Here is a 22,365-nt window from a genome sequence, read left to right as displayed (position 1 = left end):
ATTTTTCGGCTGTCATTTTTTATGGTTTTTGGCCGGAATTCGCCTTTTTTTCTTTAATAAAGGCAAGTAGAAGTATCATTAAAATTTCAAGAAAAAATTATTACAAAATAGGTTTATGTATAGAAAAATGGGTATATATATTCTGTAAGGTTGAATGTTAATTAAAATTATGAAAGGAGGAAAAAATATGAATCACGTAAAAGCATTAGCTATCAAATTTGTTATGATTGCAGTTGTCCTTTTAATTATTTTAACCGGCATCTATGATGTGGAATTCGAGAAAACGCTATTGATCAGCTTGGTGCTGACATTGCTTGCTTACGCATTGGGGGATCTGATGATTTTCCGCAAAGCCGGCAAACAGGCACAGCATAATGGTGCAAACCACAATAACTCTACTCATAACAATGACCGCGAAGACCACAACAAACGCAATCTGATGGCGACAATCGCCGACATCGTCCTAGCATTCTTGGTGATTTGGTTGATGGGAGATGCATTGATCGAAAACGCTGAAGACATCGTGCAGGCGGCATTGATTTCTGCCCTTGTTATTGGTGCAGGCGAATGGTTCTTCCATAAATACCTGGACCGCAACGTCTTCCCTGAAAAGAACGGACGTGCAGCAACAGGCAATTCAGATCGTTAATAGTTGAAAGCTCATAACTGAGCGGTGAAATAGAAGGAGTATTGGGATGAATCCAATACTCCTTTTGTTATGATCATTTTTCCGTTTGCTTTTTCGCTGAGCGCAAAAAAACGCAAGTAAAAAGTTATATTCATATTAATCTATGAATAACAAATAACAGCGCAATGCAACAAAGAAGAGCGGCGGGATTTCCAGCCGCTCCTACAAATTTTGTACTAGCATGTGGATTGCTGAGAGATGTTTTTTTGCTAGTGATGGATAAAATCGAATTAGTGTATGCTAGCGCTGGTTAATCTTCCTGCTCTATAAGTTAGTCGGGCTATATGATTGCATTTCGCCGAGGCGGAATGCGCCCTTCAATAAAAGGAGCCGTTCGCCAAAGCGAATGGCTTTTCCAATTCTGCCCTTGAACTTGCATCGTGGAGAGAGGGTTTCTGTTAATGCGGGTTGAAGTCAAAACAGTTCATGTTAATTGCCGGCTAGATCGGGTTAACTCACCGATAAGTCATGTTAACGCTGGAATAATGCCGGTTAACGGGTGAACTAGCCGCATCGGCCCTGTTTGAAAAAAGCAAAAGAAAAAGCTGCCGGGAAACGACCGGCAGCTTGGAACAGTCTTCGCAGAAGCGAAGGGATTTTCAGTTTTCAGCACCCGTTTTGCGGAATACAGCCTTTTTTATCGAATGCGCAATTCAGATTCGCTGTCGAAGAAATGGGCTTTGTTCATATCGAATGCCATGTCAATCGTAGTGTCAGCTTCGACATTGAAGCGCGCATCGACGCGCGCTACGAAATCCTGGTCGTTCACTTTGGAGTAGAGGATGATTTCCGAGCCCATCAATTCCGCAACGTCAATGTACGCTTTAAGTTTGGTATGCGGTGAATGATCAAGGAAAATTGGCTCATCATGGATGTCTTCAGGGCGGATGCCGAGAACGAGTTCTTTGCCGTCATAGCCTTGGTCATGAAGCATTTTCAATTTGCTTTCAGGGACAAGAATCTGGATGTCGTTCATCATAAACTGGCTGCCGACTAATTTGCCGCGCAGGAAGTTCATCGAAGGCGAACCGATAAAGCCGCCAACGAACATGTTTTCAGGCAAGTCGTAAACTTCTTTCGGCGTACCGACTTGGTGGATAAATCCGTCTTTCATAACAACCAAGCGCGTCGCCATTGTCATTGCTTCTGTCTGGTCATGGGTAACGTAGACAGTCGTCGTCTGTAAGCGGCGGTGCAACTTCTGGATTTCTGCACGCATCTGTACGCGCAACTTCGCATCCAAGTTCGACAAAGGCTCATCCATCAAGAAGACTTTCGCATCGCGGACGATTGCGCGGCCCAATGCGACACGCTGGCGCTGACCGCCTGATAGAGCTTTCGGTTTGCGGTTCAAATAATCTTCAAGGCCAAGGATTTTTGCGGCATTGGCAACGCGCGCTTTGATGTCTTCTTTTTTCATTTTACGCAGTTTCAAGCTGAACGCCATGTTTTCATAAACAGTCATATGCGGGTACAACGCATAGTTCTGGAATACCATTGCGATGTCGCGGTCTTTTGGCGAAACGTCGTTGACTCTTCTGTCGCCGATGAACAAATCGCCTTCCGTGATGTCTTCGAGTCCAGCGATCATGCGCAGTGTCGTTGATTTCCCGCAACCTGATGGCCCCACGAGTACCAAAAACTCTTTATCGCGAATTTCTAAGTTGAAGTCTTGTACGGAAACTACACCTTTTTCGTATTCTTTTCTGATATTCACTAATGATAAGCCAGTCATTTGTTTTCCCCCAATAATAGTTTCGTCATTGGTACAGCATAACCGAACGATGGCTTTATGAGAATGTTAAACGTGCCTAAAAATGAAAGCGCTTTTTTGTGCACTTTTACTTTTGGATTAAAATCGCCAGATAAACAGCCATGGCTTGGTGGAACTTGCGGACGTCGATGCCGGTGTTGTCGTGGAAGCGATCAAGCCGGTATTGCAGGCTATTGCGGTGCATGTGCAGTGCTTTAGATGTCTCCGAGATATTTAAATTATTGCGGACAAAGGTTTCGATCATTTTTAAGGTTTCTTCATCGTCCTGGTATGCCTGCAAAACGCTCCTTTTGATGTCGCTTAGCAGCGGTTCCTGTGCCTGATTGATCAATAAATACGGTACTGCGTCTGCATAGCTGATGACCGCTTTATTGGAATAAAGAACGGCTGTCTTCGCTGCATCCGTCACTGCCCGGTAATGGTCAGCGGCCTCATCTAGACTGTCATGGAAAGGGCCAACGAAAAACTGGATCTTGATGTACAAATCGCTCATCAAGGGATCGATAATTTCTTCATAGGAAATGGCGCCATCTTCTGCGGCCAAATATTCAACCAATATGCCCTGATGGTCATTTTCCCACAAAATCGGCACTTGTTGGGCGAAAAAATCATGGATTGCGTGTTTGAAGGCGGTCGGGCTAATTTGCTTTTCCTTAATCGAGAAATGGACGAAACGGTAAGGTGAATTCAAAGCGAATCCATTTGCATCGCCTTGCGCGGAAGGTTTCACCAGAGCAAGCCATCTTGATTCTTCGTCCGTTTGGACCGGAAACTTCGGATTGTAAGGAGTCAGGAATGCCGCGAGCAGCGATAAATCTTTTGGGGCAAGTTCCGTTTCATGGATGCCAACAATGAGGCCGTCTTCTGCGGAAAACCATTTATAAGCCGGATCGGCAGCTGGAGCGCCTTGCCGGTGGACTTGGAGCGAAGGGTAGATTTTACTCAATTGGCTGATCATCGAATACCTCATTTCATACAATTTATAAGAACGGGAAACTGCCATGGCTGCCCTTAATTCATTTATTATACCGTAAAAATCACAGCGGGATGGAAGAGGCACTACAAGCTGAAGCAGCTGAAAAAGGACATGTGTTTCCTTTTTATGTATAATCATTTTATGAAAATTTTTATGGAACATTATTAAACTGTTATAGGGGTGATAATATGAACAATAACATGCTCAAGTTGTTTGACGAAAGGCGAGATGTCCATGTGCTGTATTCGTATGAAGGAACTCAAAAGTACATCGATCAAGTCGTAGCTTATGCTAAGCATGGCGTTGAAGCAGGGGATTACGTCATCCTGATTGAAAATCCCCGCTTGTCTCCAAAGATCCAAGCTGAATTAAAGACCCAGCTTACAAAAACACAAATGGATTTTATCTATTTTGTAAAAAGCTACGATTTTTACTACTCAAGCGGCAGCTATCATCCGCCTGCAATTCAGGCGTATTTTGAAAAAACGGTCGAACCTTATTTAGAAAAAGAGGCAACTTTCCGCTCTTGGGCGCATGTGGAGTGGGAGACAATGGAAGATCCTATACACCTGATAAAGGATTTCGAAAAAATCATCGATGTCGCGGCGAAGGAATTGCAGTTCCCATTGATATACGCTTACGCAAGCAAATCGATGCCTGAAAACATCCAAACGATGCTGCTGGAAAGACATCCGTATGTCCTGGTCGAAGAGGACATAACTGTCTAGGAGCTGTACGTATCAACAAAAGCTTGAAATCAATAGCCACGCACGCTCCGAGGAATCGGAACGTTTTCAACGCTGCCGAGAAACCTCGGCGGTTTTTTTATTCCCTGGAATGCCTTCAGGCAGTAGGATTTTTCGGACCTCCAGACGAGCGATCGGCAGGCGGAAAAGGTATAGTAGAAGGAACAAATGAACTATAAAGGAAGGAAGATTTTATGGCTGACAACAAGCAAATAACCGGTTTTGGATGGAAGTTGGAAAACAGTTATGCCCAGCTTCCGAACATGTTCTATACCCAGTTGAAACCATGGCCCGTGCGTTCGCCAGAGCTGGCAGCCTTTAATGACACGCTGGCAGCGGAGCTCGGTTTAAATAGCGAGGCGCTTAAGACGGAAGAAGGGATAGCGATGCTCGCCGGCAACCAAATTCCAGAAGGCGCGGCGCCTCTTGCGCAAGCCTATGCCGGACATCAATTCGGCAACTTCAATATCCTCGGCGACGGGCGAGCAGTCCTGCTCGGCGAACAGTTGACACCGCAAGGCGCGCGTTTTGACATCCAGCTGAAAGGCTCAGGGCGGACGCCATATTCCCGCGGCGGCGACGGCCGTGCTGCGCTCGGGCCGATGCTGCGCGAATTCATCATCAGTGAAGCGATGTACGCGCTCGGCATCCCGACCTCACGCAGTCTCGCTGTTGTTTCCACCGGCGAAGAAATTACACGCGAAACCTATCTGCCAGGCGCAGTTCTGACACGTGTGGCGGCAAGCCACCTGCGCTTCGGCACATTCCAGTTCGCGGCTTATAAAGGCGAAATCGAAGACCGCAAAGCGCTCGCCGATTACGCCATCGGCCGCCATTATCCAGAACTCAAATACGCAGACAATAAATACTTGGCGTTCTTGCAGGAAGTGGCGAAGCGCCAAGCGGCACTCGTTGCGAAATGGATGGCGGTTGGCTTTATCCATGGCGTCATGAATACAGATAATATGACGATTAGCGGCGAAAGCATCGACTACGGTCCGTGCGCTTTCATGGACCGCTACGACCCGGCAACCGTCTTCAGCTCAATCGACGAAGGCGGGCGCTACGCATATGGAAACCAGCCGCAGATTACCGGCTGGAACCTCGCGCGTTTCGCTGAAACCCTGCTGCCGCTGCTCAGCAGCAATCAAGAAGAAGCAATCGAAATTGCCCAGCAGGCGCTCGAAGGCTTTATCGAAGCCTACCAGGCAAATTGGCTGGACGAGATGCGCCGGAAAATCGGGCTCTTCACAGAAGAGCCCGAAGACGGACAGCTCATCCGTCAATGGCTCGAGGTCATGAAAGAAGCGAGTGCTGACTATACCAATACGTTCCGCGCGCTGACGTTCGGGACCATTGCCGAAACCGTTTTGGCCGGCACACGCCCATTCAATGAGTGGAACAAAGCGTGGCAAGAGCGGTTGAGCCGTCAACCGCAATCGGTCGAAGAGGTACATGAGCTCATGAAAAACAGCAACCCAGCCGTCATTCCGCGCAACCACCGCGTCGAAGAAGCACTCGATGCGGCGGTCCAAAAGGGCGATTACAGCGTCATGGAGCGGCTGCTCGAAGCGTTGGCAGAGCCTTACGCCCACAAGCGTGAGCACCAGCCATACACCGAACCTCCGGCAGACCCGGACAACCCTTACAAAACTTTTTGCGGTACATGACACAATTTTAAAAAACGGCCGGCCCCATTTTTAAGGGCCGGCCGTTTTCGTGTTTTATTTGAAGCGTTGGATAATCGGTTTTAGGCGGTAGCCGAAAAATCCTGCGAGCACGGAAAGAATAATATCTTTTGGCAGCGGCACCATCATCCAAGCCCACGCCATCTTGTACGTAAAGCCTTCTGGTGCAGCGAACCATAGCTTATAAGCCGCGTACATCCAGTTTGTGCCGATAACGTAATTGACAACTAGCCCGACAAGCGCTGCAACTACGAAGCCTTTGCGCGACGGGAATTTCTCAGCAATCAACCCGGCTGCCAGCGCGATAAAGACGAAGGATACGATAAACCCGAAAGTTGGGCTGATCAATGTGTCCATGCCGCCTGAAAATCCTGCAAATACCGGGACGCCAGCGAGGCCGATGAAGGCATAGACGACCATTGAAATTGCGCCCATGCGGCTGCCCAGCAGAAGGCCAGCCAAAATGGCGAAGAATGTCTGCAGCGTGATCGGCACGCCGCCGATGATCAAGAAAGAAGAGATGTTTGCGCCGATTGCCATCAGCGCGGAAAACATGGCGATATGTACTAAGTTCAAAGTCTTCGAATGATTGGCCGTGCGTGTTGTTGTCGTAGTCATTAGGTCCCTCCAAAAGCTCAAGATAAACTAAGTATAAGTAAGCATATATTTTGAGTCAACCTAAATTTAATTATAGTTAACACAAATATATTTAGGTGAATTCTTTAAGTTGAAATTAGGAGCTAGCTTTTATACATCGCTCCGGTCGCTTTGGCTGTTTTGCGGAATATCGACATTTAAAATCATTTATTCAAATAATATAGTGGGCAATTCAGCAAATTCATGTATGATGTTAGAATAATATTCACTTACTAGAAAAGAGGGAACTTTATGACAGAATGGTGGAAAAAGTCGACCGTTTACCAAATCTATCCGCGAAGCTTCATGGACTCGGATGGGGATGGAGTCGGCGATATCCGCGGCATCATCCAGAAACTAGATTACCTGCACGGACTTGGCGTAGACATTCTCTGGCTGTCGCCAATCTATGATTCGCCAAACGACGACAACGGCTACGACATCCGCGATTATTATAAAATCATGCAAGAGTTCGGCACGATGGCGGATTTCGACGAATTGCTGGCGGAAATCCATGCGCGCAGCATGAAACTGGTCATGGATCTCGTCGTCAACCACACTTCGGACGAACACGAATGGTTCAAGAATCATCCGGATTTCTACATATGGCGTGACGAGCCGACAAACTGGCGTTCATTCTTCAGCGGCTCGGTTTGGGAATACCAAAAAGAGCGCGGCCAGTATTTCCTGCATTTGTTTTCAAAAAAGCAGCCGGATTTGAATTGGGACAACCCGGAATTGCGGGAAACGGTTTACGAAATGATGCGCTGGTGGCTCGACAAAGGCGTGGACGGCTTCCGCATGGACGTCATCAATATGATTTCCAAAGTGCCGGACATGCACGACGCACCGGGTGGCGATGGCAGCCATCAATTCCTGAACGGGCCGAACGTCCATACATACTTGAAAGAAATGAACAAAAGAGTGTTGTCGAAATACGACATCGTCACAGTCGGCGAAACACCGGGCACGACGCCGAAAGAAGCGCGCGATTATACCGCCGCCAAAAATCAGGAACTGAATATGATTTTCACGTTCGAGCATATGGGGCTTGACCAGGCATCCGGCGAAAAATGGGATTTGAAGCCGCTGCGCTTGACCGACTTGAAAGAGAATATGGAAAAATGGCAGCACGGCTTGCACGATGAAGGCTGGAACAGTTTATACTGGAACAACCACGACCAGCCGCGCATCGTTTCGCGTTTTGGCGAAGACACGGACTGGCGTGTTGAATCGGCAAAGATGCTCGCGACTTGCCTGCATTTCATGCAAGGGACGCCTTATATCTACCAAGGCGAAGAACTCGGTATGACGAATGTGCGCTTTGAGTCGATCGATGATTATGAAGACATCGAAACCTTGAACATGTACAAAGAAAAACGCGAAGCCGGAGTTCCGCATGACGACATCATGGTGAAAATCCATGCCAAAGGCCGTGACAACGCGCGGACGCCGATGCAATGGTCGGCTGAGCCGAACGGCGGATTTACGACTGGCACGCCGTGGCTGAAAGTCAATCCGAATTTCACAGAAATCAATGCCTTGCAGCACACCGATCCGGATTCGATTTATCAGTATTACAAAAAACTGATCGGCTTCCGCAAAGAAATGTACATCATCACTCACGGCGATTTTGAATTGCTGTACCGTGAAGACAGCGACGTATTCGCCTATACACGCAGGTGGCAGGATGAAACGCTGACCGTCTACTGCAATTTCTCGGAAAACACGAAATCAGCTGCGCGTCCGGCAGGCGAAAAGCTGATCGGCAATTATGCGCTGCATCTTGGCGAAGGCGATGTTCTGCTCAAACCGTACGAAGCAATCGTTTATTATAAGCAATAAAAAAACAGCTTTAACAGGAGGAATTATGGAAAACGTATTAGGCATTGACATTGGCGGCACAAAAATCCGCATGGGCGTCATTGACGCCGGCGGCAAGATTTTATACGAAGAACAGATTCCTACGCGCATTCCGTTATACCCGTATCTGGAAGAGAACGTCCTGCGCGTCCTGGCTTTGCGGCCAGACATCAGCGCAATTGGCGTCGGCACACACGGCTTCGTCGATCCGAAGCAAGGGAAAGTCATCTACGCTGCAGAAACACTTCCGGGCTGGACCGGCACCCCGGTTAAGGAATGGCTCGAAGGAGCGACGGGCAAACGCGTCGAAGTAGAAAATGATGCAAACGTCGTGGCGCTCGCGGAAGCGAAGTTCGGGGCTGCGCAAGGGCTTGACCGTGTGGTCGTATTGACGCTCGGCACCGGCCTTGGCGGTGGCGTACTGTGGGACGGTAAACTACTAAGCGGCGGTCCGCATGGCGGAGCGGCTGAGCTTGGGCATATGATCCTTTATCCGAATGGCGTAAAATGCGCATGCGGCCGCTTGGGCTGCAGCGAAATGTATGTATCCGGCACAGCGCTGCGCCGCCGCATCAAAGAAGCGGGGCTAGCAATCACACCGCCGGAGCTTTTTGAAAACGCAGGGACAGATCCGGCAGCAAAGCAAGTCGTGGAAGAATTCACTTTGGACTTGGCGCTCGTCATCAGCAGCCTGCAAGCAGCATTCGACATGGAAATGGTCATCATCGGCGGCGGCGTTTCAGAAGCTGCGGACTTGTGGATGGATTCGCTCCAACAACAGCTGAAACCAGTGCTGTTGAATCCTTTGGAGATAGAAGTGGCACGATTTGAAAACGACGCCGGCATTTTAGGTGCCGCGCTGTTGGTGTTCGAGCATTAAAAGGACGACTTTAAATAAAGTGGAGGCAGGAGCGGCGAAAAGTCGATCCTGTTTTTTTTATCAAACAGTTCTAAGCGTCCTAAAAAACTTGGAATTTTTTCAAAATTACATCTTGTGCAAACGTTTTCACGGTGTTATGATTTTAATAATTAATAACTGGAAACGCTTTCTAGACCGTTTCCGCTTTTTATTTGCTACTTTGTGCAAACGATTGCACGACATTCCAAAGGGGGATTTACTGATGAAGGATTTAAAGTTCAGCAAGGGGCTTGTAGCATCATTGATGCTATCAGCAGCAGTTTTGGCAGGATGCAATAGTGGGGAAGAAAACGCTTCAGGATCTGAAGGCGGCGGAGAAGAAGAAGTGACCGTTGACATCTTCCAATTCAAAGTGGAATTCAAAGACCAGTTTGAAGACGTAGTGGCGCTTTACGAAAAAGAGAACCCGAACGTCAATATTGAAATCACGACTGTCGGCGGCGGAGAAGATTACGGCGCGGCGCTTCGTTCACGCTTTGCATCAGGCAACGAACCAGCAATCTTCAACATCGGCGGACCCCAGGATGTCGCAGACTGGAAAGACAATTTGTCTGACTTGGCGGACACAGCAGCAGCAGGGGCAGCTCTTGAAGGCACGCTTGAAGGCGTAACGGTTGAGTCTGAAATTCTTGGACTTCCTTATAACCAAGAAGGGTACGGTTTCATCTACAACACTCGCCTATTCGAAGAAGCGGGAATCGATCCTGCATCGATCACTGATTTCGCATCGCTTGAAGAAGCTGTGAAAACATTGGATTCGAAAAAAGAAGAACTTGGACTTGAATCGGTATTCGCTTTCCCAGGCAAAGAAACGTGGGTTACAGGACTTCACTTGTCAAACACATTCCTTGCTCCTGAATTCGACAACAACGTATTGACAGCATTCGACGCAAAAACAGTCGACTTCAAATACGCTGACGGTTTCAAGAAAATCGTTGATTTGCAGAACGAATACTCAAAACAGCCAACAGTAAGCCTTGACTACTCTCAACAAGTAGAAGAATTGTTCTCGCTTGAGCGCGTTGCGATCATCCAGCAAGGAAACTGGGCTTACGGCTCAATCGCTGGCATCGATCCTGAACTTGCTGACAACGGCGTCGGCCTTATGCCGATCCCTGTAGAAGGCGTTGAAAATGCTGGCTTGCCAGTCGGCGTGCCGATGTACTGGGGCGTAAACAAAAAAGCTGACGAAAATGTCGTCAAAGAATCGAAAGAATTCTTGGACTGGCTCTACACATCCGATGCAGGTAAAACAGCTGTATTGGAAGACTTCAAATTCATCCCTGCTTACGAAGGCTATGACACTTCGAAAATCTCTGATCCAATGTCAAAAGCAATCTATGACGCTTCCGAGTCAGGCAACACAATCGGATGGGTATTCATGGGCTATCCGACTGGATGGGGACAGGACGAACTTGGAGCTAATATCCAGAAATACCTAAGCGAAGAAGCTAGCTGGGAAGAAGTCATTGATTCAGCTAAAAAAGCTTGGGAAACAGACCGGGCTAAATAAGTCGGAATAGCGTCAATTTTCATAATTTGAGTGGTAAAACAAAGTAGCCTCTGTGCTACTTTGTTTTGTTACTAGGGCTTTCGCGGTATAATTTAAGGAAGGAAAGATGTCTGTATGCGTACAAAAGATTTATCCTATTGGTTGTTTCTTGCCCCGGTTTTGCTGGCGCTTACGTTAGTTGTCGTCGTTCCGATGCTTCTAGGCGTCTATTATTCATTCACCACTTGGAACGGCATCGACACGGGGGAATTCGTCGGATTCCAAAACTACATCGACTTGTTCAATGACCAGCGTTTCATGGATTCGCTTTGGTTCACAACAAAGTTCTCGATCGTATCGGTCATCTTGATCAACTTGATCGGTTTGTCGCTGGCGCTGCTTGTTACAGGACGCGTCCGCTCAAGCAAATTATTGCGCACGACGTTCTTCATGCCGAACTTGATCGGCGGATTGATCTTGGGTTTCATTTGGCAATTCATCTTCATCAAAGTATTCGCCAGTGTCGGCGAAATCATCGGAATGGAAAGTTTGCAGGGCTGGCTGTCCACGACGGACACCGGTTTCTGGGGCTTGGTCATTTTGATGAGCTGGCAGATGGCAGGTTACATAATGGTCATCTACATCGCTTATTTGGAAGGGATGCCAAAAGAGCTGTTGGAGGCTTCTGAAATCGACGGGGCATCATCGTTCCAGCGTTTCCGTTATGTCGTTTTTCCGCTCGTTGCTCCTGCGTTCACGGTCAGCATGTTCCTGACGCTGTCCAATACGTTCAAGCTGTACGACCAAAACTTGTCGCTGACAGGCGGCGGACCTTACAATTCGACTGAAATGGTCGCAATGGAAATTTTCAAGACGGCGTTCATGCAGAATGCCTTTGCCTACGCTCAGGCGAAAGCCGTCATCTTCTTTGTGATCGTTGCGATTATCGCCCTTGTGCAAGTGTATTTGAATAAACGCAAGGAGGTCGAAATGTAATGCGGAAAAAGTGGAATATCAAACTGGAAGTCCTCGGGCTGTTCCTTGCGATCTTGTGGCTGGTGCCGTTTTACCTGATGTTCGTCAACTCGTTCAAATCGAAAAAAGAAATTTTCATGGATACGATTCGCCCTCCGGAAGCATGGAGCTTTGATAATTACATCACCGCTTTCGAGGAGCTCGATTTCATGCGCACGCTGTTCAATTCATTATTAATCACCGTCGTCAGCGTGGTTTTGATCATCGTCTTCTCGGCCATGGCGGCTTATGCGTTGTCGCGCGCTAAGAGCAGGCTCAGCACCGTACTGTTTTTCACATTCGTTGCAGCGATGTTGATCCCGTTCCAATCCGTGATGATTCCGCTCGTGACAGTATTCGGCAAGTTCGAAATGCTGAACCGCGGCGGCTTGATCTTCATGTATCTCGGATTCGGCGCAAGCCTTTCCATTTTCCTGTACCACGGAGCGCTGAACAATATCCCGCGTTCACTTGATGAAGCGGCGACAATTGACGGAGCGAACCGCTGGCAAGTGTTCTGGCACATCATCTTCCCGATCCTTAAGCCGATTACGGTAACGGTGGCGATCCTTAACATTATCTGGATCTGGAACGATTATTTGCTGCCGTCACTCGTCATCAACACACCGGGAAGCGAAACAATTCCGCTGAAGATGTTCTTCTTCTTCGGAGAATACACGAAGCAATGGCATTTGGCGCTTGCGGGATTGACGCTCGCTATCGTCCCCGTCATCATCTTCTACTTCTTCGCACAGCGCGAAATCATCAAAGGGGTATCGGATGGGGCAGTAAAATAAGGGGGACGGTAAAATGGCAGTCACGATCAAAGACGTTGCAAAACGGGCCGGAGTGTCACCGGCCACCGTGTCCCGGGTGATAGCCGATAATCCGCGGATCACTGGCAAGACGAAAGAGAAGGTGCGGGAAGTGATGGAAATCATGGGCTATTACCCGAATTTCCAGGCACGCAACCTGGTGGCGAAAAAGAGCCAGACGCTCGGCGTCATCATGGAAAACTCGGCTACATTGGCGTTTCAAAATCCTTTCTTCCCGGAAGTGCTGCGCGGCATCTCGACACGGGCGCATGGCAGCCAGTACGGCTTGTATTTGTCGACTGGCGCCACGCAGGAAGAAATTTATCGCGAAGTCGTCGAAATGGCGCAAGGCAAACGGGTGGACGGCATCCTTCTGCTGTACTCGAAAATCGACGATCCGGTCATGGAGTATCTGCGCCAAAGCGGCATTCCGTTTGCAGTAGTCGGGCGGCCGTTCAAAGATCCATGCACCGTATCCTATGTCGACAACGACAACATCAATAACGCCAAAGAGGCGGTCGAATACTTGATCGGCCTCGGCCACCGGCATATCGCATTTGTCGGCGGAGCGGATGATTTCGTCGTATCGCTCGACCGGCTGGAAGGCTATAAGCTGGCGCTCGGCGAACATGGCATCCTGTTTGACGCGGCGTATACGGTCAATCAGGAATTTATGCACGGCAACGAACGCGAAGCAATCCGCCGCCTGATGGCGCTCGAAGTCCCGCCGACGGCAATTGTCACGCACGATGACATGGTGGCGTACGAAGTGATCGGCTATCTCGAGGATCTGGAAATCAGCGTACCCGATGACGTCTCCATCATCGGTTTTAACAACCATGCCATTTCAAGGCATTTGAAGCCGCCGCTCAGCACAGTGGATATTTCGATTTACGATCTGGGGCTGCATGCAGCGGAATTGGTATTAGAGAAAATAACGGACGAAACGGTGCCTCCGAAACAAGTCGTAGTTCCTTCCCGACTGATTGAAAGGGGATCTTGCCGTCGTCTTTGAGAGGGATCGGATATGGATAAAAAATGGTGGAAAGAAGCGGTCGTCTACCAAGTCTATCCGCGCAGTTTCATGGATTCTGACGGCAATGGCCTTGGCGATATTAACGGCATCACGAGCAAATTAGATTACTTGAAAGAACTTGGCATCGATGTGATTTGGGTTTGTCCCATGTACGACTCACCGAACGACGATAACGGCTACGACATCAGCGACTACCAGTCAATTTTGGAAGAATTCGGCACAATGGAAGATTTCGAACGCCTGATGGAAGAAGTGCACGCGCGCGACATGAAGCTGATCATCGATCTGGTGATCAACCATACGAGCGACGAGCATCCGTGGTTTTTGGAATCGCGTTCATCGCGTGACAATCCGAAGCGCGACTGGTATATTTGGCGCGACGAACCGTTGAACTGGGAAAGCATTTTCGGCGGGCCAGCTTGGGAATACGACGAAAAGACAGGGCAGTATTACTTGCACATCTTCTCGAAAAAACAGCCGGACTTGAATTGGGAAAACCCGGAAGTCCGCAAAGAACTCTATAAAATGGTCAATTGGTGGATTGCGAGAGGAATCGATGGATTCCGCGTCGATGCCATCAGCCACATTAAAAAAGACTACACGAATGTTGAGGACGGAGAAGGCCATTTGTTTGTGCCTGCATGGGAGAAAATGATGAATGTCGACGGCATTCAGCCACTGCTGCAGGAATTATACGACGAAACGTTCGGCCAGCACGACATCATGACCGTCGGCGAAGCGAACGGTGTATCGGTGGATGAAATTCACGATTGGGTTAGTGCAGAAAATGGCAAATTCAATATGATCTTCCAATTCGAGGACATCGGTTTGTGGAACGTCGAAGTGCGCAACGGCGTCAACGTTCCCGAGCTAAAGCAAGTGCTCAGCAAATGGCAGGAAAAAGTGAACGGTGTTGGCTGGAATGCCTTATTCATCGAAAATCATGACAAGCCGCGAGTCGTTTCGACTTGGGGGAATGAACATTTGTTCTGGCGTGAAAGCGCGACGGCATTAGGCTGCATGTATTTCTTCATGCAAGGCACGCCGTTCATCTACCAGGGGCAGGAAATCGGCATGTCAAATGCGCCGTTTGAAGAACTGGAGCATTTTAATGATATCCACACACATAACCTGTATTTCCACAAAAAAGAAACCGGCATGGAGCACGAAGCGATCATGACGCTGCTGCGTTCGACAAGCCGCGACCATTCACGGACGCCGATGCAATGGAACAATAGCCTTCACGCCGGCTTTTCAACATGCAAGCCTTGGCTCGGACTTAATCCGAATTACCAATGGCTGAATGTTGAAGCGCAGGAAGACGATCCGCATTCGGTACTGGCCTTTTATAAACAGATGATCTGGCTGCGCAAGAATATGGACGTCTTCGTCTACGGCGAGTATAAGCTAGTGGAGATGGGCCACGAAGCCGTATTTGCCTACACGCGCGAATACGGGGATGAAAAAGTGCTCATCGTGGCGAATCTTGCCCAGCACGCCTGTCTATGCGGCGCTGCGCCTGAAGGCTCGACGCTGCTTTTGGCAAATTACCAAGACATCGACTTGGCGCAATTGCTTCCATATGAAGCGCGGGTTTACAAGATTCCTAAAGATTCATACACCGACAGATAAATAGAGTACTGACGAATAATGGGGCCGGAGAAAAGCTTAGACTTTTCTCCGGCTCCTTAATTTGCGTTTTTTGCGGAGAAACCGAAGGGCCCTCATTTAACTTTTCTTCGGATTTATTGTAAAATAAAGGAATGGACAGGGGGCAGTTATATGAAAAAAATGATTATTGGGGTATTGGCGGCTGTGCTTTTACTCGTGCTCGCCGGCTGCAACAAGCAAGCGACGCCGGAAGACAGGCTAGCCGATTACATAAGCCATTGGAATAAAAGCGAATTCACTGAAATGTACGAAGGGTATTTGAACGAAGGCACGAAGGGCGCTTTCGAACCGGCGCAATTTGTGGAGCGCCAGCAAAAAATCCAGGACGATCTCGGCATCGAAAATCTGGAAGTCTCGTATACAGAGCCGCCCGAAGACACGGAATGGAATGAAGAAGAGCCGGCCGATTTTCCGGTGCAGGTGAAGATGGACACGATTGCGGGTCCGGTCGAGTTTGAACAGCAGATGACGCTGCTCTTCGAAGAGCGAGGGGAAGAGGAAGGCTGGTTCGTTGAATGGAACCCGTCGTTCATTTTCCCGCAGCTTGAAGCCGAAGACAAAATCCGCATCGACCGCATTGAAGCAGCGCGCGGCGAAATTCTAGACCGCAATAATGTGCCAGTCGCCATTAACGGAGGCGGCTTCAATATCGGCATCGTCCCGGAAAAATTCACGGATGACACGAAAAAAGAAGAACTGGCCAAACTGCTCAATACGACAGTCGAAAGGATCGACAACGAGTTGAACCAGAACTGGGTGCAGCCGGAAATGTTCGTGCCAATCGCGAAAGTGGCGCGCACGGATGACAAAGTGATTGATGCAGCGGTGAAAATCCCGGGAGTCGGCGCGCAAAAAACTTCGATGCGCGAATACCCGTACGGCGAATCGCTGTCGCATGTGACAGGTTATATCGGCGGCATCACTGCAGAACAATTGGAAGAACGCAAAGCGGACGGCTATACGGCGGGCGACATGATCGGCCGCCAAGGGCTTGAGCAAGCGCTCGAAGACCGGCTCCGCGGCAAAGACGGATTAAAGATCTGGATCGAAAAGCCGGCTGAAGGCAGCGAGCCGATTGATGTCGCTGAACAGCCGGTAGAAGACGGCGAAACGGTGCAGCTGACGATTGACGCAGAATTGCAGAAAACGGCATATGACGCTATGAAAGGCGAGCCAGGGACAAGCGCCGCAATCGATCCGGAAACAGGAGAGACCTTGGCATTGGTTTCGTCGCCTGGCTTCGATCCGAACCGCTTTATGCTAGGCCTTAGCGGCGAGCAGTATAAAGCGCTGGAGGAAGATCCTGCCAATCCGCTGTTTAACCGTTTCAAAGCAGCGTACGCACCGGGGTCGACGTTGAAGCCGGTGACGGCAGCAATCGGCATGGAAGCAGGGACGCTTAAGCCGGAAGAAGGCATCACGATCAACGGCAAAACGTGGCAGAAAGATGCTTCATGGGGCGATTACAAAGTGTCGCGCCTGCATCCGGAAGCGCCGAATCCAGTCGATTTAAATATTGCGCTCGTCTATTCGGATAATATTTATTTCGCCCAGCAGGCCTTGAACATGGGCGCGGAAACATTCATTGCGGGGTTGAAAGATTATGGCTTTGGCGAAACAATCGAATTCCCGATAGGGCTTGCAGCGTCGCAGATTTCCAATGAAGGCACAATCGCTTCAGCGGGACAACTGGCGGATACGTCATTCGGCCAAGGGCAGATGCTCACGAACATTGTCCACTTGGCGTCGATGTACACGCCGTTCATCACGGACGGCGTGATGTATAAGCCGACTTTGTTATTGAACGATGAAGATGGGCAAGTCTGGAAAGAAGGCTTGATCAGCGCAGAAAACGCAGCGACGCTTCGCGAGGGCATGCGCAATGTTGTCGTTGACGGCTACGCGCAGTCAGCGAACATCGATAAAGCACCGCTTGCAGGCAAAACCGGAACCGCTGAACTGAAAGCGGCCGGTGAGGACCGCGGCAAAGAAAACGGCTTTTTCGTCACTTACGATTCCGAAAATCCGGAGTTTGTGCTGGCGATGATGATCGAAAACGTGGAAGACAACGGCGGCAGTGATTATGTTGCCGGGATGGCCGCTGAAGTTTTTAAATAAAGGAAAAAAGCACAATCGGTCTTGAGCCGATTGTGCTTTTTCTGTGGTTTTATTGCCAGGCGGATACGAACACGGTGAAGAACAGCAAGGTGCCGACCACCAGCCAGACGCTTGTTTGTGCATCAAAGCGCTTGTCCAAATTAGTGAAGCCATGCAATTTTTTCGTTAGCAGCCTCAAGCCCACAAACATCAGCATGTAGATGAAAAACGCAGCCCACCGATTGTCCGCAAGCAGCGGATCGATGGCCAGGAAATAAATGCTCAGCAAAACCAATATGGCGATAAGGCTAATGAATGTTGACCTTCTCATGGACCATCCGCTCCTATCCAGCGCGAGCTGTTATTCCGGATTTTTCCCGAGCACCGGAAACGCCTCCAGCACCCGATCGAGTTCATCGATCAAGATCCGCAAATAAGTCTGGTCCGATTCGAAATCACACGTCAGTTCGGCGCCGATCCCTGCCGGATAGCACGTTTCAATGTTCCATGAAATCTTGCCGCGAAAATCCATCGCGCCTTCGAGGTAAATATAGCTGTCCAAATTTTTCAATATGGCAGTGCCGCCAAGATTTTCGTTCATCGAGCGCAGCTCGTCGACAAAATCCCGCAGCTCATCCGTGCGCAAATCGGCTTCGAAATGCACCGTATAGCCTGGAATTTCAAGATGGATTGTTGAAGCGATCCAATTGGCATCCCAAAAATCCAAGCTGTCCGGATAATTCCGCTGCAGCACGTCGATCTCCAATTTTGTATTTTCCCCCAAAACATGAAACTTCATTTCATTCACCCCGGTTTTCTTTTTCTAAGTATATCCATTAGTTTACCAATAAAACCTCCACCCGCCTATCCATAGAAATGAAACATTCGCACGACTTTTCAAAAAGCTCGGCCCGCTGCCCCCGTTAACAAGCAGTAATTTTGCTTTAACATGAAGTGAGAAAAATTTAACATGATTAGTCCGAGATTCAACAGGCGATGCCAGGAGTTTAACATGCACTAATCGGAAATTAACAGGCACTAGCAAAAACCACGCTTTTGAATGGACGCGCATCACTCCACACCCTAAGTTCAATTGAAGAAACGGAAAAGCCGTGCACTTCGGCACACGGCTTCTTCTATATAAAAGAGCGCATCCCGACCCGGCAGATTGCAAAGGGAAATAATTGCAGATTTTATTGAGCGAAAGCGTGCCTGTATTTTGACAGCTTCTCTGAAAAGCAGTAGCTTAAAAGCAAACCCTTATGGAGCTTTAGAGCTGCAGCAATGGAGAAATGAAGGGGGCGGCACGTATGCTGAAAATCCTGAGGAATTTAAAAGTCTATAAATGGCTGGTAGGGATGGTGTTTTTACTGGTGTTCATCCAGGCGATGGCGGATCTGTTTTTGCCGACGCTGATGGCGGACATTATTGATAATGGCGTCGTGGTTGGCGATGTGCCGTATATCTGGCAGATTGGCGGCTGGATGCTGGCGGTGTCGGCGTTCGGCGCAGCGGCGTCAGTGGCGGCGAGTTATTTCTCATCCAAAGCTGCAATGGGAATGGGGCGCGATGTGCGGCGGCAAGTGTTCACGCACGTCGAGCAGTTTTCGCTGCAGGAATTTGATGAAGTAGGAACCGCATCGCTCATCACACGGACAACGAACGACATCACGCAGGTGCAGCAAGTGGTCCTGGTGATGCTGCGCATGGTTGTCAGCGCACCGATCATGCTGGTCGGCGGGCTCATCATGGCGATTTCGAAAGATGCCCAGTTATCGCTCGTCATCATCGGCGCAATGCCGGTGTTGGTGGTGTCGATTTTATTCATCCTGAAAAAAGGGATTCCGCTGTTCACGGAAGTTCAGAAGCGGCTCGACCGGCTGAATTTGGTGCTGCGCGAAAACTTGACGGGCATCCGCGTCATCCGGGCGTTTACGCGCGAGCCGCAGGAGCAGGTCAGGCTTGAGAAGGCGAACCGCGAACTGACGGACGTTTCGATCCGTGTCAATAAAATCATGGCGTTCCTGATGCCGGTGATGATGCTGGTCATGAACTTGACGGTTGTCGCGATCATCTGGTTCGGCGGCATCCGCATCAATAGCGGCGCGATGCAGATCGGCGATTTGATGGCATTCATCCAATACGTCATGCTTATCATGTTCGCGCTCGTCATGGCATCGATGATGTTCATCATGGTACCGCGCGCTGCCGTGTCAGCGAATCGCATCAACGAAGTGCTGGCGATGCGCCCGGCGTTCCAGGACCTCGGCACGCAAACCGCTGACCGCGAACGCGGCACGCTCGAGTTCGAACAGGTGACGTTCAGCTACCCGGGAGCGGAAGAGCCGGTGCTGTCGGACATCACGTTCCGTGCGAAAGCAGGCGAGACGACGGCAATCATCGGGGGGACCGGTTCCGGAAAATCGACGCTCATCAATTTGATCCCGCGTTTCTACGAAGTGTCGGCAGGATCGATCCGCGTCAATGGCGTGGACATCCGCGACGCGTCGCAAGACGAAATCCGCTCGAAAATCGGCTTTGTGCCGCAGAAATCGATCTTGTTTTCCGGCTCGGTGACTGACAATATCCGCTTTGGCAAGCAAGATGCGGAACCGTATGAAATCAAGCGCGCTGCGACAATCGCGCAAGCGGACGAATTTATCCAATCGATGGAAGACGGCTACGATACGTACGTTGAGCAAGGAGGATCCAATTTGTCCGGCGGCCAGAAGCAGCGCCTCGCGATTGCGCGTGCGCTGATCCGCAAACCCGACCTGTATATTTTCGACGACAGCTTCTCGGCGCTCGATTTCAAAACCGATTCGAAGTTGCGCGCTGCGCTCGCGAGAGAAACCGGAGAAGCGACTGTGCTGCTAATCGGACAACGTGTCAGTTCGGTGATGGACGCCGACCGCATCATCGTCCTTGAAAAAGGGCGGATTGCCGGCATGGGCACTCACGAAGAACTCTTGCGCACGAATAAAGTCTATAAGGAAATCGCCGAGTCCCAGCTGTCAGAGGAGGAAATCGCATGAGCGACATCAAGAAACGGCCTCAGCGCGGCGGGCCAGGCTTCGGGCCGCCCGGTGCGAATATGATGATGGCAGGCGAAAAGCCGAAGAATTTCAAAAGGACGCTCAAGCGGCTGCTTGCTTATTTAAAGCCACGCCGCGCACGCCTGACGGTGGTGTTCGCAGCGGCAATCCTCAGCACGGTGTTTACGATCATCGGTCCGATGATTATGGGGTTGGCGATTACGGAATTATTCGAAGGCGCGTACGGCGAAATCCGCGGCGTGCCGGGAGCGTCGATCGACTTCGACGCGATTGGCCAGCTTTTATTGCTGCTGGCGGGGCTTTACGTTTTCAGCAGCGCGTTCATGTATTTGCAGCAATATCTGATGTCGACGGTGGCGCAGGACACGGTCTACGATTTGCGCGAAGATGTCAGCGCAAAGCTCGAACGGCTGCCGCTCAATTATTACGACCAAACGGCGAAAGGTGAAACGCTGAGCCGCGTGACGAACGACATCGATACGATCGGCACGACGCTGCAGCAAAGTTTAACGCTGTTCATCACATCATTCGTGACGATCATCGGCATCACGGTGATGATGCTGATCATCAGCCCGATATTGACAGCGATTGCGATTTCCAGCCTTTTGCTGTCGGTGTTCGTTATCCGTCCGATCCTCAAGCGCTCGCAGACGCAATTCGCCGACCAGCAGCGCACGCTCGGTGAACTGAACGGCCACATCGAAGAGATGTACACCGGACATCCGGTCGTCAAAGCGTTCGGCCACGAAAAGAAAGCGATCCATAAATTCAATGAAACGAATGAACAATTATACGAAGCCGGGCGCAAAGCCCAGTTCATGTCCGGCATCATCATGCCGCTCATGCAATTTATCGGCAACTTCAGTTATGTGCTGATCAGCGTGACAGGCGGCATCCTGGTGACGCAAGGACGCATTTCAATCGGAGACATCCAGGCGTTCATCACGTATTCGCGGCAATTCACGCAGCCAGTGACGCAGACGGCGAATATCGCGAACATCATCCAGTCGACCGTCGCCGCAGCTGAGCGCGTCTTCGAGCTGCTTGATGAACGGGAACAAAGCCAGGAAGCAAAGGATGCTGCATTAGAGCGTGCGAAAGGTGCAGTAGCGTTCGAACATGTCGACTTCGGCTACGGCGGCAATCCTTTGATCGAAGACATGAACATCCGGGTACGGCCAGGGCAAACTGTCGCCATTGTCGGCCCGACCGGCGCAGGCAAAACGACGCTCATCAATTTGTTGATGCGCTTTTACGAATTGGCCGGCGGCCGCATCACTATCGACGGCATCGACACGCGCGACTTGCCGCGCGGCGAACTGCGCCGCAATTTCGGCATGGTGCTGCAGGATACGTGGCTGTTCAACGGCACGATCAGAGACAATATCGCCTACGGCAAAACCGGTGCGGCAGAAGAAGAAATCATTGCGGCGGCGACAGCGGCTCACGCCGACCATTTCATCCGCACGCTGCCGGACGGCTATGACACCTTGTTGAATGAAGAAGCATCGAACATCTCGCAAGGACAGAAACAGCTGTTGACGATTGCGCGCGCCATCCTGTCCGACCCGCCGATCATGATACTCGATGAAGCAACGTCAAGCGTCGATACGCGGACCGAAGTCCTCATACAAAAGGCGATGAAAGGATTGATGAAAGGCCGCACCAGTTTCGTCATCGCGCATAGGCTGTCGACAATCCGCGAAGCCGATTTGATCCTCGTCATGGACAAAGGCCGCGTCATCGAACAAGGCACGCACAGCGAGCTGCTCGACCGAAACGGCTTCTACGCCGATCTATACAACAGCCAGTTTGCAAAGACTGCGGCAAGCTGAATGGAAGTTCAAGTGCATTAATGGAAAAGCCGTTCGCTTCAGCGAACGGCTCCTTCTAT

Annotated in this window: 18 protein-coding genes; 13 read left to right on the top strand and 5 right to left on the bottom strand. The window is 49.9% G+C overall.

All coding sequences use genetic code 11. The annotated features are described in order from the left end of the window. Positions 1-187 precede the first annotated feature (187 nt). A complete protein-coding gene (locus AC4EHB_RS12440) occupies positions 188-649 on the top strand; it encodes a DUF2512 family protein (RefSeq protein WP_490981715.1) in 462 nt (153 codons plus the stop codon). A gap of 676 nt (positions 650-1,325) precedes the next feature. Here AC4EHB_RS12440 and AC4EHB_RS12435 read toward each other — a convergent pair. Further along, positions 1,326-2,423 (bottom strand): ABC transporter ATP-binding protein, encoded by a 1,098-nt coding sequence (locus AC4EHB_RS12435; protein WP_490975737.1) that lies wholly within the window; start codon positions 2,421-2,423, stop codon positions 1,326-1,328. Between the two features lie 106 nt (positions 2,424-2,529). After that, a complete protein-coding gene (locus AC4EHB_RS12430; RefSeq protein ID WP_490981714.1) occupies positions 2,530-3,420 on the bottom strand; it encodes a PucR family transcriptional regulator in 891 nt (296 codons plus the stop codon). A gap of 206 nt (positions 3,421-3,626) precedes the next feature. Between AC4EHB_RS12430 and AC4EHB_RS12425 the strand changes: the two genes are divergently transcribed. Both AC4EHB_RS12425 and AC4EHB_RS12420 read left to right on the top strand, forming a co-directional pair. Continuing rightward, the gene (locus tag AC4EHB_RS12425) at positions 3,627-4,166 is read left to right on the top strand and encodes an MEDS domain-containing protein (protein ID WP_490981713.1); all 540 of its coding nucleotides are present in this window, start codon (positions 3,627-3,629) and stop codon (positions 4,164-4,166) included. A 212-nt stretch (positions 4,167-4,378) separates the two neighbouring features. Then, positions 4,379-5,854 (top strand): protein adenylyltransferase SelO, encoded by a 1,476-nt coding sequence (locus tag AC4EHB_RS12420; protein ID WP_490981712.1) that lies wholly within the window; start codon positions 4,379-4,381, stop codon positions 5,852-5,854. A 54-nt stretch (positions 5,855-5,908) separates the two neighbouring features. On the opposite strand, the gene AC4EHB_RS12415 is transcribed toward AC4EHB_RS12420, so the two are convergent. Beyond that, on the bottom strand, positions 5,909-6,490 hold the full coding sequence (locus AC4EHB_RS12415) for a biotin transporter BioY (RefSeq protein WP_490975741.1): 582 nt from the start codon (positions 6,488-6,490) through the stop codon (positions 5,909-5,911). A 270-nt stretch (positions 6,491-6,760) separates the two neighbouring features. Here AC4EHB_RS12415 and AC4EHB_RS12410 point away from each other — a divergent pair, with 270 nt between their 5' ends. From AC4EHB_RS12410 to AC4EHB_RS12375, 8 genes are all read left to right on the top strand, one after another. After that, positions 6,761-8,353, top strand: a complete 1,593-nt coding sequence (locus tag AC4EHB_RS12410) for a glycoside hydrolase family 13 protein (RefSeq protein ID WP_490981711.1) — start codon at positions 6,761-6,763, stop codon at positions 8,351-8,353. Positions 8,354-8,378: 25 nt separating this feature from the next. Then, positions 8,379-9,251, top strand: a complete 873-nt coding sequence (locus AC4EHB_RS12405) for an ROK family protein (RefSeq protein WP_490975743.1) — start codon at positions 8,379-8,381, stop codon at positions 9,249-9,251. Between the two features lie 241 nt (positions 9,252-9,492). Continuing rightward, positions 9,493-10,803 (top strand): ABC transporter substrate-binding protein, encoded by a 1,311-nt coding sequence (locus AC4EHB_RS12400; protein ID WP_490981710.1) that lies wholly within the window; start codon positions 9,493-9,495, stop codon positions 10,801-10,803. 114 nt (positions 10,804-10,917) lie between these two features. Continuing rightward, positions 10,918-11,778, top strand: a complete 861-nt coding sequence (locus AC4EHB_RS12395) for a carbohydrate ABC transporter permease (RefSeq protein ID WP_490975745.1) — start codon at positions 10,918-10,920, stop codon at positions 11,776-11,778. Next, on the top strand, positions 11,778-12,593 hold the full coding sequence (locus AC4EHB_RS12390; RefSeq protein WP_490975746.1) for a carbohydrate ABC transporter permease: 816 nt from the start codon (positions 11,778-11,780) through the stop codon (positions 12,591-12,593). The genes AC4EHB_RS12395 and AC4EHB_RS12390 overlap by 1 nt, the downstream gene beginning before the upstream one ends. 13 nt (positions 12,594-12,606) lie before the next feature. Continuing rightward, positions 12,607-13,626 carry a LacI family DNA-binding transcriptional regulator gene (locus AC4EHB_RS12385; protein WP_490981709.1) on the top strand — a complete coding sequence of 340 codons (1,020 nt, stop codon included), beginning with the start codon at positions 12,607-12,609 and terminating at the stop codon, positions 13,624-13,626. A 12-nt stretch (positions 13,627-13,638) separates the two neighbouring features. Continuing rightward, on the top strand, positions 13,639-15,279 hold the full coding sequence (locus tag AC4EHB_RS12380; protein WP_490981708.1) for a glycoside hydrolase family 13 protein: 1,641 nt from the start codon (positions 13,639-13,641) through the stop codon (positions 15,277-15,279). A gap of 150 nt (positions 15,280-15,429) precedes the next feature. Then, positions 15,430-17,436, top strand: coding sequence for a penicillin-binding transpeptidase domain-containing protein (locus AC4EHB_RS12375; protein ID WP_490981707.1), 2,007 nt, complete (start codon positions 15,430-15,432; stop codon positions 17,434-17,436). A 49-nt stretch (positions 17,437-17,485) separates the two neighbouring features. On the opposite strand, the gene AC4EHB_RS12370 is transcribed toward AC4EHB_RS12375, so the two are convergent. Both AC4EHB_RS12370 and AC4EHB_RS12365 read right to left on the bottom strand, forming a co-directional pair. After that, positions 17,486-17,746, bottom strand: a complete 261-nt coding sequence (locus AC4EHB_RS12370; protein WP_490981706.1) for a hypothetical protein — start codon at positions 17,744-17,746, stop codon at positions 17,486-17,488. Between the two features lie 30 nt (positions 17,747-17,776). Further along, positions 17,777-18,214 (bottom strand): WapI family immunity protein, encoded by a 438-nt coding sequence (locus tag AC4EHB_RS12365; protein WP_490981705.1) that lies wholly within the window; start codon positions 18,212-18,214, stop codon positions 17,777-17,779. Positions 18,215-18,725: 511 nt separating this feature from the next. Between AC4EHB_RS12365 and AC4EHB_RS12360 the strand changes: the two genes are divergently transcribed. Further along, entirely contained in the window at positions 18,726-20,450 is a 1,725-nt protein-coding gene (locus tag AC4EHB_RS12360) for an ABC transporter ATP-binding protein (protein ID WP_490981704.1), read from the top strand. Next, positions 20,447-22,306: an ABC transporter ATP-binding protein gene (locus tag AC4EHB_RS12355; protein WP_490981703.1), complete on the top strand. Its 1,860-nt coding sequence runs from the start codon at positions 20,447-20,449 to the stop codon at positions 22,304-22,306. Before AC4EHB_RS12360 ends, AC4EHB_RS12355 begins: the two co-directional genes overlap by 4 nt. The last annotated feature ends 59 nt before the right edge of the window (positions 22,307-22,365 follow it).

The sequence above is a fragment of the Planococcus sp. TJ-302 genome, assembly GCF_058268455.1.
Note: the sequence above shows the minus strand (reverse complement) of the source record. Positions and strands in the feature narration are given on the sequence as shown.